16 protein-coding genes are annotated in these 17,229 nt (G+C 28.4%); 14 read left to right on the top strand and 2 right to left on the bottom strand.

Translation table 11 applies throughout. The features are described 5' to 3' along the window. From I4U89_RS05650 to I4U89_RS05630, 5 genes are all read left to right on the top strand, one after another. Positions 1 to 453, top strand: a 453-nt coding sequence (locus tag I4U89_RS05650) for a mannonate dehydratase (protein ID WP_195939151.1), incomplete at its 5' end; no start/stop codon positions are given. Between the two features lie 165 nt (positions 454 to 618). Beyond that, positions 619 to 2,019, top strand: a complete 1,401-nt coding sequence (gene uxaC / locus I4U89_RS05645) for a glucuronate isomerase (RefSeq protein WP_195939149.1) — start codon at positions 619 to 621, stop codon at positions 2,017 to 2,019. Between the two features lie 19 nt (positions 2,020 to 2,038). Continuing rightward, positions 2,039 to 3,046, top strand: a complete 1,008-nt coding sequence (locus I4U89_RS05640; RefSeq protein ID WP_195939147.1) for a TRAP transporter substrate-binding protein — start codon at positions 2,039 to 2,041, stop codon at positions 3,044 to 3,046. Between the two features lie 22 nt (positions 3,047 to 3,068). Next, positions 3,069 to 3,599 carry a TRAP transporter small permease gene (locus tag I4U89_RS05635; protein ID WP_195939145.1) on the top strand — a complete coding sequence of 177 codons (531 nt, stop codon included), beginning with the start codon at positions 3,069 to 3,071 and terminating at the stop codon, positions 3,597 to 3,599. Between the two features lie 37 nt (positions 3,600 to 3,636). Further along, entirely contained in the window at positions 3,637 to 4,944 is a 1,308-nt protein-coding gene (locus I4U89_RS05630) for a TRAP transporter large permease (RefSeq protein WP_195939144.1), read from the top strand. Positions 4,945 to 5,010: 66 nt separating this feature from the next. On the opposite strand, the gene I4U89_RS05625 is transcribed toward I4U89_RS05630, so the two are convergent. Then, complete coding sequence (locus I4U89_RS05625) at positions 5,011 to 7,266, bottom strand: glycoside hydrolase family 3 protein (RefSeq protein WP_195939142.1); 2,256 nt, start codon at positions 7,264 to 7,266, stop codon at positions 5,011 to 5,013. A 169-nt stretch (positions 7,267 to 7,435) separates the two neighbouring features. Between I4U89_RS05625 and I4U89_RS05620 the strand changes: the two genes are divergently transcribed. Both I4U89_RS05620 and I4U89_RS05615 read left to right on the top strand, forming a co-directional pair. Then, positions 7,436 to 8,677 (top strand): AraC family transcriptional regulator, encoded by a 1,242-nt coding sequence (locus I4U89_RS05620; RefSeq protein ID WP_195939139.1) that lies wholly within the window; start codon positions 7,436 to 7,438, stop codon positions 8,675 to 8,677. A gap of 285 nt (positions 8,678 to 8,962) precedes the next feature. Next, on the top strand, positions 8,963 to 9,103 hold the full coding sequence (locus I4U89_RS05615; RefSeq protein WP_176698675.1) for a hypothetical protein: 141 nt from the start codon (positions 8,963 to 8,965) through the stop codon (positions 9,101 to 9,103). Positions 9,104 to 9,223: 120 nt separating this feature from the next. Here I4U89_RS05615 and I4U89_RS05610 read toward each other — a convergent pair whose 3' ends face one another. Beyond that, positions 9,224 to 9,793, bottom strand: coding sequence for an HD domain-containing protein (locus tag I4U89_RS05610; protein ID WP_195939137.1), 570 nt, complete (start codon positions 9,791 to 9,793; stop codon positions 9,224 to 9,226). Between the two features lie 343 nt (positions 9,794 to 10,136). Between I4U89_RS05610 and I4U89_RS05605 the strand changes: the two genes are divergently transcribed. From I4U89_RS05605 to I4U89_RS05575, 7 genes are all read left to right on the top strand, one after another. Then, on the top strand, positions 10,137 to 10,832 hold the full coding sequence (locus I4U89_RS05605; protein ID WP_195939135.1) for a Crp/Fnr family transcriptional regulator: 696 nt from the start codon (positions 10,137 to 10,139) through the stop codon (positions 10,830 to 10,832). Between the two features lie 27 nt (positions 10,833 to 10,859). Continuing rightward, a complete protein-coding gene (locus I4U89_RS05600) occupies positions 10,860 to 12,353 on the top strand; it encodes a YjjI family glycine radical enzyme (protein ID WP_195939133.1) in 1,494 nt (497 codons plus the stop codon). 2 nt (positions 12,354 to 12,355) lie between these two features. Then, on the top strand, positions 12,356 to 13,165 hold the full coding sequence (locus I4U89_RS05595; protein ID WP_195939131.1) for a YjjW family glycine radical enzyme activase: 810 nt from the start codon (positions 12,356 to 12,358) through the stop codon (positions 13,163 to 13,165). Between the two features lie 102 nt (positions 13,166 to 13,267). After that, positions 13,268 to 14,659, top strand: a complete 1,392-nt coding sequence (locus I4U89_RS05590; protein ID WP_195939129.1) for a TldD/PmbA family protein — start codon at positions 13,268 to 13,270, stop codon at positions 14,657 to 14,659. Between the two features lie 2 nt (positions 14,660 to 14,661). Next, positions 14,662 to 16,002, top strand: coding sequence for a TldD/PmbA family protein (locus I4U89_RS05585; RefSeq protein ID WP_195939127.1), 1,341 nt, complete (start codon positions 14,662 to 14,664; stop codon positions 16,000 to 16,002). A 348-nt stretch (positions 16,003 to 16,350) separates the two neighbouring features. After that, positions 16,351 to 16,734, top strand: a complete 384-nt coding sequence (locus tag I4U89_RS05580; RefSeq protein WP_195939125.1) for a VOC family protein — start codon at positions 16,351 to 16,353, stop codon at positions 16,732 to 16,734. 25 nt (positions 16,735 to 16,759) lie between these two features. Beyond that, positions 16,760 to 17,218, top strand: a complete 459-nt coding sequence (locus I4U89_RS05575; RefSeq protein WP_195939123.1) for a DUF1905 domain-containing protein — start codon at positions 16,760 to 16,762, stop codon at positions 17,216 to 17,218. The last annotated feature ends 11 nt before the right edge of the window (positions 17,219 to 17,229 follow it).

Raw genomic sequence — 17,229 nt, 5'->3', positions numbered from 1 at the left:
CCAGATGATCCACCATGGGGTATATTTGGACTTCCAAGAATAATAACTAACTTTGAAAACTTAGAAAGATTTATAAATCTTTATGACAGTGAATACAATGGTATAACTTTATGTACAGGATCACTTGGATGTACAAGTACTAATGATGTAGTAAAAATGGTTGAATACTTTGGGAAAGAAAAAAATAGAATAAACTTTGCTCATTTAAGAAATGTTTTAATAACAGGAGAAAGTAGCTTTAATGAAGTAGCTCACTTATCTGAGTGTGGATCACTTGATTTTTATGAAATAGTAAAAGCATATTGTGATTATGACTTTAAAGGACCATATAGACCAGACCACGGTAGAATGATATGGGGAGAAACAGGAAGACCAGGATATGGGCTATATGATAGAGCACTAGGAGCAGTTTATATAAACGGGTTAATAGAAGCTATAAATAAAAATAAATAATGAAAATAAAAGCAGTGTTTTGAAATAAATTTTATTTCGAAACACTCTTTATAAAAAATAGCATAAAAAGTAAAATAATGAGATATCTTGGATAATATTAAGATGCATGTTAATATTTAATGTAGTAAGAAAACGATATTAAAAATATTAATTTAGGAGAACGTTATGGAAAAGTTTATGGATCAAGATTTTATATTATCAAATGAGATAGCTAAAATCTTATATTATAATAATGCTTCAAAAATGCCGATATTTGATTACCACTGTCACTTGCCAGCAGTTGAAATAGCAGAAGATAAGACATATGAAAATATAACTCAAATGTGGTTATACCATGATCATTATAAGTGGAGAGCCATGAGAAGTTTTGGAATAGATGAAAAATATATAACTGGTGATGCTAGTGATTTTGAAAAATTCTATGAATTTGCAAATATGATGCCTTATTTAATCGGAAATCCTATATATCATTGGTCACATCTAGAACTTAAAAGATACTTTGATGTTGAAGAGACTTTAAGTGCAAAGACTGCAAAAGATATTTGGGAAAAATGCAATAATGCTATAGCAAAGAAGAATTTAACTGCTAGGAAATTAATAAGTATATCTAATGTAGTTTATATAGGAACTACAGATGATCCAGTTGATGATTTAAAATATCATAAAGAAATTAATGCTGATGATAGTTTTGAGTGTGATGTAAGACCTACATTTAGACCAGATAGAGCATTAAAAATACAAAATAAAGATTTTTGTGATTACATAAAGTTATTAGGGAAAACAGAAGATACAGAAATTAAAGATTATGATAAATTAATAGAAATATTAGAAAAAAGGTTAAATTACTTTGTAGACAATGGTTGCAATATAACAGACCATAGTTTAGAAAGAGTTTATTTTAAACCTACTAACAAAGAGGAAGTTGCAAGCATATTTGTTAAAGTTTTAGCGGGAGAAGAAATAAGCATAGAAGATGCTCAAAAATACACAACATTTACATTAATAGAATTAGGGAAAATGTATAGTGAAAGAAATATGGTAATGCAACTTCATATAGGGGCACTTAGAAATAATAATACTAGAATGTTTAATTCTGTTGGAGCAGATGCAGGATTTGATAGTATTGACGATGGGGAAATCGCTTATTCTTTATCAAGGTTATTAGATAGCTTAGATGTAGAAGATAAGTTACCTAAAACTATTCTTTATTGTTTAAATCCAAAAGATAATGAAGTATTAGGAACTATGATTGGAAACTTCCAAGGCGGACAAGTTGCAGGGAAAATCCAATTTGGATCTGGATGGTGGTTTAATGATCAAAAGGATGGAATGGAAAGACAGCTTATAGCACTTTCACAATTAGGTTTAGTTAGTAAATTTGTAGGAATGCTTACAGATTCAAGAAGTTTCTTATCATTTACAAGACATGAGTATTTTAGAAGAATTCTTTGCAATTATTTAGGAAAGTTAGTTGAAAATGGAGAATATCCATATGATTTAGAAATATTAGGCAATATAGTAGAAGATATATGTTACAACAACGCTAAAAAATATTTTATAAAATAATCCTAGGGGGAATTTATATATGAATAAGAGGATTAAGGTGATTTTACTTGCAGCTATAGCTAGTTTATCGGTAGTTGGATGTAGTTCAAGTAAAGGTAATGAAGCAAGGGTTATGAGGGTTGCTCACAACCAAGGTGAGGAACATCCAATACACTTAGCACTAAAAGAGTTTGAAAAAATTGTAGAAGATAAAACTAATAATGAGATAGATATACAAGTATACCCAAATGAGTTGTTAGGTGGACAGCGTGAGTCGGTAGAACTTACTCAAACTGGAGCTATAGATATAGCTGTTGGAAGTATAAGTTTGCTTGAAAGTTTTAATAAATCATATAGCGTATTTAACCTTCCATACTTATTTAATAGTAAAGAACATTATCATTCTGTAATGAATGACAAAGATATAATGGGAGATATATATGAATCAACTAGGGAATCTGGATTCGTTGGTCTTACATGGTTTGATGCAGGTTCAAGAAATATGTATACAACAGATAAGCCTGTAATGAAGCCAGAAGATTTAAAAGGGAAGAAAATAAGAGTACAACAAAGTCAAACAAACATAAGGATGATGGAATTGTTAGGTGGTTCAGCTACACCAATGAGTTTCGGAGAAGTTTATACTGCTCTTCAACAAAAAGTTATAGATGGAGCTGAAAATAATGAATTAGCGCTTACTAATAATAAGCATGGAGAAGTTGCAAAATATTATTCATATAACCAACATGGTATGATTCCAGACATATTAATAATGAATGCTAAGTTATTAGATAATTTAAGTGAAGAACATAGAAATATAATATTAGATGCGGCTGATGAAATAAACAAATTCCAAGTTGATGCTTGGGAAGATAAAGTAAGTGAAGCAGTAGAACAATCAAAAAAGATGGGGGTTAAATTCTACTACCCAGATATAGAACCATTTAAAGAAAAAGTTTTACCACTTCATAAAGAAATGACTGAAAATGACAAAGAAGTAAAAGTTATATACGATAAAATACAAGCAAAAGCACCAACAAGTAAATAAATACTAGTAGGGGGGAACGAAGATGAATAAGTTAAGAAATATGTTAAACAAAGTAATAGAAGTCATATGTATGACACTACTAGCATTTATGGTAGTTTTAGGTACTTGGCAAATAATAACTCGTTATGTTCTAAATAATCCAAGTACAGTATCAGAAGATTTACTAATATATTCATTTGTATGGATGGCTTTATTAGGTTCAGCTTATGTATTTGGTAAAAAAGATCATATGACTATGGTGTTTTTTAGACAAAAACTTGAATCAAAAAGTCCTAAAGTAAAAATGATATTAAATGTAATGACAGAATTGGTAGTAATGATATTCTCAGCATTAGTTTTAGTATTAGGTGGAGTTCAAATAAGTATGTTAGCTATGGGGCAAATATCACCATCATTAGGAATATCTATGGGATATATATATCTAGCATTACCATTATCAGGAGTAATAACGATTATTTACAATATATTAAACTTAATTGCTTTAAAGGAAGAGATGGCTCAATCAAATAAAGGGGTAACTCAATCAAACAGAAAGAATAAAAACGTTGCATAGAAATAAAAAATATAATTAATCCAAGGGAGATAAGATTATGGAATTAGCATTTCAAGCAGGTTCAGCTATAGCTATTGCGTTTCCTATACTGCTTTTATTAGGAATACCAATATCTGTAACTATAGGTGTAGCATCTATATTTGGAATATTAACTACATTATCATGGGATGTAGCAGTACTAACTGGGGCACAAAGAATATTTACGGGAATAAGTAGTTTTTCATTATTAGCAATACCATTTTTCGTATTAGCAGGGATAATAATGAACAACGGTGGTATCGCATTAAAATTAGTAAACTTTGCAAAAGTATTAAGTGGTAAATTACCAGGATCTTTAGCACATACAAATGTAGTAGGGAACATGCTATTTGGAGCAGTAAGTGGTTCTTCGGTTGCAGCAGCTGCTGCAATTGGTGGAACAATGTCTCCACTTCAAGAAAAAGAAGGTTATAATAAAAACTATAGTGCGGCAGTTAATATAGCATCTGCACCAACTGGGCTTTTAATTCCTCCGAGTAACTCACTTATAATATATTCATTAGTAAGTGGAGGAACATCAGTAGCAGCATTATTTATGGCTGGATATATACCAGGAATATTATGGGGATTATCAGTAATGGTAGTAGCATTTATACTTGCGAAAAAGTATAAGTATTCAACTAAATATAAGATAAGCTTTGGTGAAGCTATGAAAATATTTATAGATGCACTTCCTAGTTTAGCCTTAATATTTGTAATAATAGGTGGGATAGTAGGTGGGATATTCACAGCTACAGAAGGAGCAGCTGTTGCAGTTGTATATTCTTTCATATTATCATTCTTTTTCTACAAATCTATAAAAGTAAAAGATATGCCTAGAATATTACTAGAAACAGTTGAAATGACAGGGATAATAATATTCTTAATAGGGGTATCATCAATAATGTCTTGGGTTATGGCATTTACAAATATTCCAAGTGCAATAACAGAATTATTATTAGGAATATCTTCAAATCCAGTTGTAATATTACTAATAATGAACTTAATATTATTAATAGTTGGTACATTTATGGACTTAACTCCAGCAATATTAATATTTACACCAATATTTTTACCAATAGCTAAAAACTTTGGAATGGACTCTGTCCAATTTGGTATAATGCTTATATTTAACTTATGTATAGGTAATATAACACCGCCAGTTGGAAATACACTGTTTATTGGATGTAAAGTAGGTAAAACAAGACTAGAAGATGTAATAAAATATTTATTACCATTCTATGTAGGTATATTGGTTGTACTTATGTTAGTAACATTTATACCAGAAATAAGTTTATTTATACCAAAACTTATGAAAATGATTTAGACCCATCATAAAAACCTCGACAATACATAAATGTCTTGTCGAGGTTTTTTATTTATAAATATTAAATTACTTATTTATTTTATATTTTGCTACTCTGCTGTCATTTATAACTCCATTAAAATCAAGGCCATATGCAAATTTATATACATTTCCTAATTCATCTTCATAACACTTCATATCATGAGGAACATCTTCATATTGAGCCTCTACAGTTTCCATATTAGCAGGCATATTAAATGGTAATAATCCACTTGGATTTACATTTCCACTAATTATATCCATTATAGCTTGTGTTTGTGCTCCAAAGTCTGTGATTATTCCATCTACATATTGCTCAAATTCTCCTACTATAGTTGGATTTGTCATATTTAAAGATACTATTACAGGTTTTTTACCAATAGCTTTTCTTGTTTCTAGTATTATATCTAAATCTGATTCATTACTAGCAAAGTTGGTCTTTCCTAAGTAAGATCTATTAGTTGATGATTCTAATGGGTCACCTCCTGCAATACTTGTTTCTCTTGCATTTACTGCAGTGTATGGTCTATATTGTAAACTTATTGGTAAGTATCCTTCTTCTTTTGTATATCCAACAGTTTTAGGAGATTCTATAAATACTATTGAAAAATCAGCATCTTTTGCATCATCTACAACATCAAAGTATTTTTCTACTATAACTTTACTAACAGGATTAATTTCTCTAGCAGGTATTACATTACCAAACCAGTCCTTACTTTCTTTTATTCTTCTTTTTGGAATATATACTTTTTTTCTTTTATTTATTGGAAGTACGTTATTTTTATTTTTTAACATAATTAATGATTTTAATTGTGCATCATATCCAGCTTGCATAAACTCAGGATTACCTACTAATTCTTGAGACTTATCTACATCTACATATGGATTTTCAAATAATCCTGTTCTGAAAATATTAAGTAGTAACCTAACTGCTGATTTTTCAAATCTAGCACGCATAAATTTTTCTCCATGTTCCTTAACACCTATTTCATATGCATTAAGTACTGGTTGAACTTCATTATTTCCTCCAAATTGGTCAACACCAGCCATAAGTGCTTTGTAATGTCTTTCATCTTCTGAAAGAGTTTCAACACCCCAACACTTTCCTGATATGAAGGCATCAACTACGTGATTATCTTTAGTAATTAGCCAGTCTGTACATACAACTCCATCGTATTTATATTCATCTCTTAATAAATCATTTATTATATATTTATTATATGAGTTACCTACATTTTCACCATTTTTCTTATCTTGGTTATAAGATATAGTGTAGTATGGCATTACAGCAGAAGCTTTTTTAGTTTTTCCTTTTAATTTAAATGCACCTTCTGTAAAAGGTATTAGATGTTCATCAAAGTTATTTCCTGGATATACAGCAAACTTACCATAAGCATAGTGAGCATCTCTACCACTTTCTCCACTACCTCCACCTGGCCAATGTTTAACCATTGCATTTACACTATCATATCCCCAACCATCATTTATCTCATTTTCACCATATGAAGTTTGGAAGCCATCACAATATGCCTCACTTAAATCTCTTGATAAAATTGGGTCTTCTCCAAGAGTACCATTAAATCTCATCCATCTTGGTTCTGTTGCTATATCTACCTGTGGAGATAAAGCTGTAGCTATTCCTAAAGCTCTATATTCTTTAGCTGCTATATGTCCAAAATTTCTAACTAATTCACTATCAAAAGTAGCGGCAAGACCTAGTGGCTCTGGCCATTTTGAAATATCACCACCTGCACCTGCATTAAATTCTGTATCTGCACTTGCACCATGTCTTGGATCGCTACTTGTATTTACTGGTATTCCTAATCCTATTTTTTCTACAAAAGCTTGTACATTGTTATTCCACACAGCAGAAGTCTTAGCATCGTCTACTACTGTTATTAATACATGTCTTAAGTTGTCATTTAATAAGAAATTCTTTTGTTGATCAGTTAAATCAGTTATTTTAGCATCACATTCCTCTAGTTTTTTACCATTATATGTACCTGCAAATGCCTTAGAGAAAAAGTCATCTTTAGTTGAAATAGATTGATGTGCACTATAAAGCATTAGCCCTGCTATTTGCTCTATACTCATTTTTGATGCTAAATCTTTAGCTCTTTCTTCTACTGGCAATCTCCAGTCTTCATATTTTTCTAATTTTCCACTTTTACTTAGGTTTTTAAAAGCATATCCATCTTCTTCAATTATTTTAACTCCTGAGTTTGGTGAATAAGCTATATTTTGACCACCTTCATTTAAGATAATATTATATCCATGTTTTTTTATTTCCTTCCATTTTTTCATAGTTATAATTCCCCTTTTTATTTTGATTTACCTTATTGATGATTATTTTAAATATCTATCAAGTATGACTTGATTGTTTAGTTATATATAATATATTATCAATAATAATAGTATATTTTTTGTGTTATTTTTACTTTTTTATTACTATTTTGACTAAAGGAGATTTTATATGATTTCAAAAACAGAAATGTATAATGATATAAATTTTATTTGTAATATTATATTTGACACTTTAAAAATACCTTTATATTTTTTTAGTAAAAATGGTTCATTGAAGTACTCTACAAAGAGTAAGAATAATCTATGTATAATTGATGATAGATTAAAAAAATCTATTTCAGAAGTTTTTAACTTAAATACATTTACACCTGTTCCTGTAATTAAATCTACAGAGTATATGGAAAATTTAATATCTATTGGACTTTGTATTGATAATGAATTTATTGGTACTTTTATTATTGGACCTTGCCTTTATGAGCCAATTGAATTTGATAATATAGATAATATTTTTAAACATAATATAACCCTTGAAGAAAAGAATATTTTATTAAATTATTATAATTCTTTACAAATTATAGACTTTAATACATTTATAAATACAAGTATTTTATCTTATTATCTAATTTACAATAAAAAGTTAAATTTTGATGATGTTATACAAATAAATTCTTATAACAATGATATAGTCAGTAATATTTCTAGTAACTTTGAAAATATAGCCACTTTAGCTAGGCAAAATGATGTTTTTCATCATTCATTTGTGTATGAAGAGGCAATTATGGACTGTATAAGAACTGGGAACAAAGATAAACTAATTAAAGTTTTGGGTGATCCTGTAAATGGGAATTATGGTATTTTAGCTAAGAATAACTCAATAAGATCAGTTAAAAACTTATTAATTACTACCGCTACCTTAGTAACTCGTGCTGCAATTTCTGGTGGAATGAATCCTGAAGTTGCATATACACTTAGTGATTCTTATATTCAACATATTGAGGAGCTTAATGCACTTAATGATTTGAATAATTTGAGAATAACTATGGCTTGTGATTTTGCAGATAGAGTTCGTATTTTAAAAAATAGTAATTTTTCAAGTCCAATACTAGCTTGCATTTCTTTTATATATCAAAATTTATATAGTAATCTATCTTTAGAGGATATTTGTGAACATATTAATTTTAATCCTAGCTATATATCTAGGCTTTTTAAAAAAGAGATGGGTATTACTATAAGTGAATATATTTTAAAAGAAAAAATTGAAGAGGCAAAAAGGTTACTTTTATCAGATGGCTATTCGATTTTAGAAATATCTGTATTACTACATTTTAACGATCAAAGCTACTTTACTAAAATATTTAAAAGGTTTACAGAAATGACACCTAAAAAATTTAGAGACTTTGGTAGGCTATAGTAAATTATAATAAAATTTAATCAAATAACTAAATATAGATAATTTAAATTTATTTTTTGTAATGACAAAAATTAGATATAAATACAGAAGAAAAGAAACTACTAAAAGAAGCCATTAAATTATTAAGCCATAAACATCATCCAGATAAAGGCGGAAATCATGAGACTATGTCAATGATAAATAATTTAAAGGACAAGTTAAGTGTATAGTATAGTTGTATACTTTATATAACTATTTTATAACTGAAAAATAATTCAAGGAAATATATATCATGGGGGATAAAAAATGAAATCAAAAGGTAAAAAAATAATCATAGGAATAGCATTAGCAGTATTAGTTGGGTTTGTTGGAATTAAAGTTACAGGTTATCAATATTCAGGTATAGATAAAAAAGCAATACTTACAACAGAAGATATTAAAAAATAATATTAATAAATTAGAAAATAACTCTATCTTAGTATATTTAATATTTCAATGACTAAGATAGAGTTATTTTAAATTGCTATTTATAACAAAGTTAGCTAACATAGCCTTTATTTTAAATAACTAAGCTTCATTCTTTTGAGCTATTTTTTCTGTAGTTTTTTTGTCTATTTCTTTCTTAAGCTCTTTTAAATAAGGAGAGAAATTAACCTTATCTGCACCATAAGTAAACTGTAAGTCATATTCTAGCGGAATCCAAGTACTAATATCCGCCTCGTTGTGCTGAATGACTGCTTCTAAATTATCTAATGCTTTGTAAAGCTTTGCTTCATCAGTTTTACGTTCATTCATTTCTTTTAAAAGATCTGTGAATTCCTCACGATAAGGAGTAGGGAAAGTTGCAATCCACTTAAAAAATATCTCATCCTCTTTTTCACTATCTTCTTCTTTCTTGTCAAAAGCAGGAATATCACCAGTAAAGGCTTCCCCTAAATCATGAATCAAACACATACGAATTACCTTATCCATATCAATTTCTGGAAATTCATCACGCATTAATAATGCCATTAATGCAATACGCCAGCTATGTTCTGCTACACTTTCATGGCGTCCGCTCGATGTCCATGAATGTCTCGTATTGCATTTTAGTTTTTCTGCTACTGTTAATATTTCTAGAAATGTTGCTGTATTCATACGAAGTCCCCCTAGAATTTTTATTTATGAAATATTATAACAAGTTCATATTTATCTATATGATATCTAAAATATCTTTATTTCATATTATATAACAATTGCGAACTTTGATTATATTATATACAATATTTAATTATTTTCCAATTATAAAATAGTTTCATTAAACTTAAAGTGAAATACATTGTCTAAAGTAAGTTTAATAAATCTATTTCTAATCGTATTTCTTTTAATATAGGTATTATTGTAATCATTATTTAAAATCTAAAGGGACATATGTCCTTTTACTTTTGTAAAAGAATGATAAAATAAAATAAAAGTTAAATTGTTAGGAGAAATTTAAAATATGCAAGATAGCGTATTCTCTAATTATATAGAAGATAAACATATAAAAGAATTTATAAGTAAAATACCTAATAACATAAAAAACAAATGTGAAATTATAAAAATTGAAAAGGAAAAAATAGTAGCACTAAAAGGCGAAAATATAAAAGACATATATATAAGTCTTAATGGAAAAATGCAAGTTAGAAATGAATTTGAAAATGGATTTGTATATAGTTTTGCTGATGTAGATTCTATAGCATATATAGGTGTTATGGAAATTATGGCAAATAAACAAGCTTATTCATCAACGCTTAAAACCATAACAGATTGTATAATGCTCAAAATTTCTGCAAGTAATTTTATAAAATGGATTAATTTAGACCAAGATTTAACATTAAAAGTATTACACTTTGTATCAAAAAGTATGTATGAACAATCTCTAAACAAAGGAGAAGTTTTGGCATATCCAGCAATATATTCATTAATAAATTACTTAATAGATATATTTGAAAGTGAAGAAAAAGATGTTGTATATATTTATAAAACAAGAGAAGAAATAGGCTCAGTATTAGGATTTTCTATAAGAACAATAAATAGAAATTTAAAAGAATTAAAAGAAGAAAAATTAATTTGTGTAAATAGAAAATATATATCAATAAATAAAGAGCAGTTTTATAAATTATTAAATAAACTAGATTCAATTAAAAGTAAATAATTAATATAAATTATAGGGGGGAAATCTATGAATCAAGCACTAAACATTATAAAAAATGAAACTTTAACTTATAATCAACAAGTACTACAGCTAGCAGGTCAAGGAGAAAGTACTCTTAATGTATTAAATGTAGATGAAGAAACTAAACCTTTGCTAGAAAAAAATATAATATGCACAATGTTTGAAGGAAATGCTCCATATAGACCAAGATATGTTATACCAGATTATGAAAAATTAATGAAAGAAGGGTGTAAGTTTTTAGATCTTGATGTACCTAATGATATATGGGAAGCAACTAATAACTTATTAATATTTTACAAGCATGTTCCATCAATAACATCATATCCAGTATATTTAGGGAATATAGATGAACTTTTAGAGCCTTTTGTAAAAGATGAAGAAGAAGCTTACAAGGCTATAAAATTATATTTAAAACATATAGATAGAACACTTACTGATTCATTTGTTCATGCAAACATAGGTCCAATAGATACTAAAGCTGGTAGGCTTATACTTAAAGCTATGAGAGAGTTACAATGTGCAGTGCCAAATTTAACAGTTAAATACGATAAAGACTTAACATCAAAAGACTTTATAAATATATGTGCACAAACAGCATTATCTACGGCTAAGCCAAGCTTTGCAAATCATAAGATGGATGTTGTAGATTTTGGCACTGAAAAATACGCACTTGCAAGTTGTTATAATGGATTTTTAATAGGTGGAGGTGGATATACCTTAGTTAGGCTAGTACTTAGTAGATTAGCAGAAGAATCAAGTTCTGTTGATGATTTTATAGAAAATAAAATACCTTTTGTTACACAAAAGATGCTTGAGTATATAGATGAGAGAATAAGATTTTTAGTAGAAGAAGCAGCATTTTTCAAATCAAACTTCCTTGTATTAGAAGGATTTATCAAAAAAGATTTATTCTCGGGAATGTTTGGTATAGTTGGACTTGCTGAAGCTGTAAATCATTTATTAAATGCAACTAATCAAGATGATAGATTTGGATATTCAAAAGAAGCTAATGAATTAGGATTAAGAATAATAGAAAAGATTAACTCTATAGTAACTTCACATAAATCAAAGTATACAGGTTGTTTTGATGGTCAACACTTAATGCACGCTCAAGTTGGAATAGATACAGATACAGGTATATCACCAGGATGTAGAATTCCAGTAGGAGAAGAACCTGAACTATTTAAACATATTATACAATCAGCGCCATATCATAAGTACTTTTTCAATGGAATAGGTGATATATTTGTGTTTGAAGATACATATAAAGATAACCCAGAAGCGATAGTTAATGTTATAGATGGAGCGTTTAAAACTGGAATAAGATATATATCAGCTTATTCAGATAGTAGTGATGTAGTTCGTGTTACAGGATATTTAGTTAAAAAATCAGAAGTTAATCAACTTGAAAGTGGGAATGCAGTTAAAAATAATGCAACAGTATTTGGTATGAATGCAAAGCATGGTTCTAAAGCTTTTGATAGAAAGCGTAGGGCTTAATTATGGCACTAGTTAACAAAATTATTCCTTTTTCTTGTATAGATGGACCAGGAAATAGAACAGCTATATTTTTTCAAGGGTGTAGTTTCAAATGTACTTATTGTCATAATCCAGAAACTATAAATAAGTGTATACATTGTGGGAAGTGTATTTTAACTTGCAAAGTAGATGCACTAAGTAAGGTAAATGATAAAGTAGTTTGGGATGATAAAAAATGTGTAGGATGTGATGATTGTATCAGAACATGTAATTACTTATCAAGCCCAAAGACTAAAGACTACTCAGTAGATAAACTTTTTGAAGAAATTAAAGAAATAAGCCCATTTATTCAAGGAATAACAGTAAGTGGCGGTGAATGCACCCTTAATTCAAAATTTTTAATAGAGCTATTTAAAAAGATTAAAGATGAATTAAACCTTACTTGTTTTGTAGATACTAATGGAAGCATAGACTTAACAGATCATAAAGAACTTGTTGATTTAACTGATAAATTTATGCTAGATATTAAAAGTATTGATGAAGATGAGCATATTAAAGTTACAGGAGTAAGTAATAATATAGTGTTAAAAAACTTAAAATATCTTTTGAGCATAGATAAACTTTACGAAGTTAGAACTGTTATAGCTCCTAATCTAAACAATGAAGAAACTGTAAGAGAAGTTTCAAAGATTATTAAAGACAAGTGCAAGTATAAGTTTAATGCATATAGAAAATATGGAGTTAGAAAAGAAGGACTAGACTTTCATGGTGAAAAAGGACCTAGTGAAGAAGAAATAAATAAGTATATAGAAATTAGAAATCGTTATTGTTAATAATATATAAATAAATCATGTAAATATAGGACACTCGTATACATTGTATACGGGTGTTTTTATATATATAATATAATTAAATAAAGAAATAGGAGGAAAATTATGTTATCTAAAGAAATAGCAACCAAGGTACTAGAAAAGTGCCTAATAACAGGTGCTGATTTTGCTGAAATATTTGAAGAAGACACTATAACCAACTCAATAGGTTTAATAGATGAAAAAATAGAAAATGCATTAGGTGGAAGAAGTTACGGTATAGGAATTAGAATATTTAAAGGATTAAAAAGTGTATATGCCTATACTAATGACAATAGCCTAAATTCACTTTTAGATACAGCTTATAAAGCAGCTTTAGCATTAGGTAGTTTAAAAGAAAATATAAGCATAACTTTAAATAACACTAAAGTTATAACTGATATAAACCCTATAAAAATACATCCAGACTCTGTAGGATACAATAAAAAAATAGATGTTATGAAAAGAGCTTATAAAAGCGCTAAATCATATAATAGCTTAATATCTCAAGTAAGTGTTGGATATTTAGATAAAGACCAACAAGTATTAATAGCAAATACAGAAGGACTATATGTAGAAGATAGAAGAATAAGAACTAGACTATCTATAAACTCTGTGGCATCTAATGAAACTGAGAATCAAACAGGTTTTGAAGGTCCAGGTGGAAGTTATGGATTTGAGTTATTTGAAAAAATAGACCCAGAATACTACGCAAAAGAAGCATCTCGTGTAGCAGTAACAATGCTAAATGCTAAAAATTGCCCAGCAGGTAAAATGACGGTAGCAATAGACAATGGATTTGGTGGAGTAATATTCCATGAGGCTTGTGGACACTCACTAGAGGCTACTTCTGTTGCTAAAGGAAACTCTGTATTTTCAAATAAGTTAGGTGAGCAAATAGCATCAACTAAGGTAACTGCAATAGATGATGGAACACTAACTAATCATTGGGGTTCAGCAAATATTGATGATGAAGGAAATCCTACTAAAAAGAATGTGTTAATAGAAAATGGAATACTAAAATCATATATGATAGATAAATTAAACGGTAGAAGAATGAATATGAAAGCTACTGGAAGTAGCAGACGTCAAAGTTATAAATTTGCACCTACTTCAAGAATGACTAATACTTATATAGCAAATGGTACTGATGATCCTAAAGAAATAATAAAATCTATAGACAATGGACTATATGCAAAAAAAATGGGGGGAGGTTCAGTAAACCCTGTAACTGGTGAATTTAACTTCTCAGTATCTGAAGGATATTTAGTTAAAAATGGTGAAATAGTAGAACCTGTAAGAGGTGCTAGCTTAATAGGAAAAGGTAGCGAAGTTTTAATGAATATAGATATGGTTGGAAACAATCTAAAACAAGCACAAGGTATGTGTGGTTCGTCTTCTGGAAGTATACCAACTAACGTAGGTCAGCCAATGATAAGAGTAAGAGAAATAACAGTTGGTGGAAGAGAGGAGGAATAATTATGGAATTTAATGCTTTTAGAAAAATGTTACTTAAAAAAGGATTAGAAGCTGGATTTAGTGAGTGCGAAATATATTACACACAAGGAGAAAGCTTAAGTATAAGTGTTTATGAAGGCGAAGTTGAAAAGTACAACTTAGAAAAATCTAAGGGACTTTCTTTTAGAGGATTAATAAATGGCAAAATGGGATATTCTTTTACTGAAATATTAGACTTTGATGCTTTAAATATGCTTATAAAAAATGCTAAGGAAAGTGCTTTAAATGTAGAAAGTGATGATATTCAATTTATATATAAAGGTGACAAGAATTATAGTGATGTTAAAACTTACAGTGAAGATTTAGAAAACATAGATCCAGCTAAAATGATAGATTTGGTGCTTAACATAGAAAAAGAAGCTAAGTCTTACGATAAGGTTGTTAATATAAATGGTTGTAAAATATCATATAGTTCGTCTAGTCATAGTATATATAACACTAATGGATTAGAACTTAATAATAAAAGTAATATACTAATGGCTTACGTTGTTCCTGTTGTCAATGACAAAGGTCAAAAACAAGATGGTATAGGGTATGATATAGTTGATTCAATAGAAAAATTAAATCCAAAACAAATAGCTAAAGATGGTGTTAATGAAGCTATAAGTAAATTAAATGGAAGTAGTATAGAATCTAAAAAATATAAAACTATATTATATAAAGATGCTATGGCATCACTTCTTGAAACTTTCTCAAATACATTTAGTGCAGATGCTGCACAAAGGGGATTATCTCTTCTTAAGGATAAAGAAGGTGAGATTATAGGAAGTGAAGTTTTAACTATAGTTGATAATCCACTTTTAGATAACGGATTAGCATCAACTCCTTTTGATGATGAAGGTGTAGCAACTTACAAAAAAGAACTAGTATCAAGTGGTAGATTAAATACATTACTTCATAACTTAAAAACTGCCAATAAAGCAAATACTAAGAGTACTGGTAATGGATTTAAAGCATCATTTGCATCTAGTGTAGGTGTTGAGTGTAGTAACTTATATATTGAAGCTGGGGATAAGGATTTAGACGAACTTATGAAGATAGTTGGTGAAGGAATAATGATAACTGATTTAGCAGGACTTCACTCTGGAGCTAACTCAATAAGTGGAGATTTTTCATTAGCTGCTAAAGGATTTTATATAAAAGATGGAGTTAAGACTCATCCTATAGAACAAATAACTGTTGCAGGAAATTATTTTGACTTATTAAAAGATATAGAAGTAGTTGGAAGTGATTTAAAATTCCCTATGAGTAATGTTGGCTCTCCTTCTGTTATAGTTAAAGAGTTATCAGTAGCTGGTAAATAAGTATAAGTAATAAAATGTTATAATTTATTTAATGAAGGATAAATTTTAATTTTAGTTAACTAAATATAAAATAATTAGTTCTTAAATATAAATAAAAAATAAATAAGATAAAAAACTTAGGCTATGGATATATCTCCATAGCCTATATTTATTTACTTATGATATAAAATATGTAAGTTAATGATAAAAAGTTAGCATAATTTTTAATAATAATAAGATATACATTTTGTTTTTTGGGGTATATAACCTTTAAAAGAGTATATTTTATAGTATTACATTAATTAATTTATATAATTTGAAACAAAAGGTTAAACATATTGTTTTTACAATAATTTAGGAGGCAAGTTTATGATAGACAAAATAGGAAAAATAACTATATATGCTAATGATCAAGAAGAGGCTAAAGAGTTTTGGATCAACAAAATGAACTTTATAGTTAAATTAGAGAAACAAATGGGTCCTTCTATGAAATGGCTAGAAGTTGGACCAAGTGAAGAAGAATTTACTACATTTGTTATATATGATAAAAATTTAATGCTATCTCAAAATCCAAAAGCAAATGTTAATCATCCTAGTATAATTTTAAGTACTAGTGATATAGAAAATACTTATAATAAAATGAAATTAAATGAAGTCGAAGTAGGAGAACTAATGATAATGCCTTATGGAAAGATGTTCTCATTTAAAGACCAAGATGGTAATGATTATCTAGTTAGAGAAGATATATACTAAGATAGTTTTGTTTGGAGGGTGTAATATGAGCTATAAGTTTGAAGCAGTTATACAGAAAATGCCAGACAAAGACGCCACATTCATTGAAATACCATTTGATGTTGAAGCAGAATTTAAGGCAAAAAGGGTAAAAGTAAAAGCTAAATTTGATGGAGTAAAATATAGAGGGTCTATAGTAAATATGGGTCTAGGATGTTATATAATAGGGATAACTAAAGCGATAAGAAAAGAAATAGGCAAAGAAGCCTTAGATAAAGTGTTTGTTGAAATTGAAAAAGATGAAGAAGAAAGAGTAATTGAATTACCAGATGATTTTAAAAATGCTATTAGTGAAAATGAAGATGCTATGAAATTTTATAAAAGTTTATCTTACTCTTCAAAGAAAAAATACTATCAATGGATAACAAGTGCTAAAAAACAAGAAACTAGAGAAAAAAGAATAAGAGAAGCAGTTTTAAAATTAAAATCAAATGTTAAATTATAAATAGTAAAATT

This window comes from Romboutsia sp. 1001713B170131_170501_G6 (genome assembly GCF_015668195.1).
Lineage (GTDB): Bacteria > Bacillota > Clostridia > Peptostreptococcales > Peptostreptococcaceae > Romboutsia_C.
This window is presented reverse-complemented; position numbering and strand designations above follow the sequence as displayed.

Coding starts and splice junctions, on each gene's coding strand:
- uxaC (WP_195939149.1), top strand. CDS start 619: ATGGAAAAGTTTATGGATCAAGATTTTATATTATCAAATGAGATAGCT.
- I4U89_RS05640 (WP_195939147.1), top strand. CDS start 2,039: ATGAATAAGAGGATTAAGGTGATTTTACTTGCAGCTATAGCTAGTTTA.
- I4U89_RS05635 (WP_195939145.1), top strand. CDS start 3,069: ATGAATAAGTTAAGAAATATGTTAAACAAAGTAATAGAAGTCATATGT.
- I4U89_RS05630 (WP_195939144.1), top strand. CDS start 3,637: ATGGAATTAGCATTTCAAGCAGGTTCAGCTATAGCTATTGCGTTTCCT.
- I4U89_RS05625 (WP_195939142.1), bottom strand. CDS start 7,266: ATGAAAAAATGGAAGGAAATAAAAAAACATGGATATAATATTATCTTA.
- I4U89_RS05620 (WP_195939139.1), top strand. CDS start 7,436: ATGATTTCAAAAACAGAAATGTATAATGATATAAATTTTATTTGTAAT.
- I4U89_RS05615 (WP_176698675.1), top strand. CDS start 8,963: ATGAAATCAAAAGGTAAAAAAATAATCATAGGAATAGCATTAGCAGTA.
- I4U89_RS05610 (WP_195939137.1), bottom strand. CDS start 9,793: ATGAATACAGCAACATTTCTAGAAATATTAACAGTAGCAGAAAAACTA.
- I4U89_RS05605 (WP_195939135.1), top strand. CDS start 10,137: ATGCAAGATAGCGTATTCTCTAATTATATAGAAGATAAACATATAAAA.
- I4U89_RS05600 (WP_195939133.1), top strand. CDS start 10,860: ATGAATCAAGCACTAAACATTATAAAAAATGAAACTTTAACTTATAAT.
- I4U89_RS05595 (WP_195939131.1), top strand. CDS start 12,356: ATGGCACTAGTTAACAAAATTATTCCTTTTTCTTGTATAGATGGACCA.
- I4U89_RS05590 (WP_195939129.1), top strand. CDS start 13,268: ATGTTATCTAAAGAAATAGCAACCAAGGTACTAGAAAAGTGCCTAATA.
- I4U89_RS05585 (WP_195939127.1), top strand. CDS start 14,662: ATGGAATTTAATGCTTTTAGAAAAATGTTACTTAAAAAAGGATTAGAA.
- I4U89_RS05580 (WP_195939125.1), top strand. CDS start 16,351: ATGATAGACAAAATAGGAAAAATAACTATATATGCTAATGATCAAGAA.
- I4U89_RS05575 (WP_195939123.1), top strand. CDS start 16,760: ATGAGCTATAAGTTTGAAGCAGTTATACAGAAAATGCCAGACAAAGAC.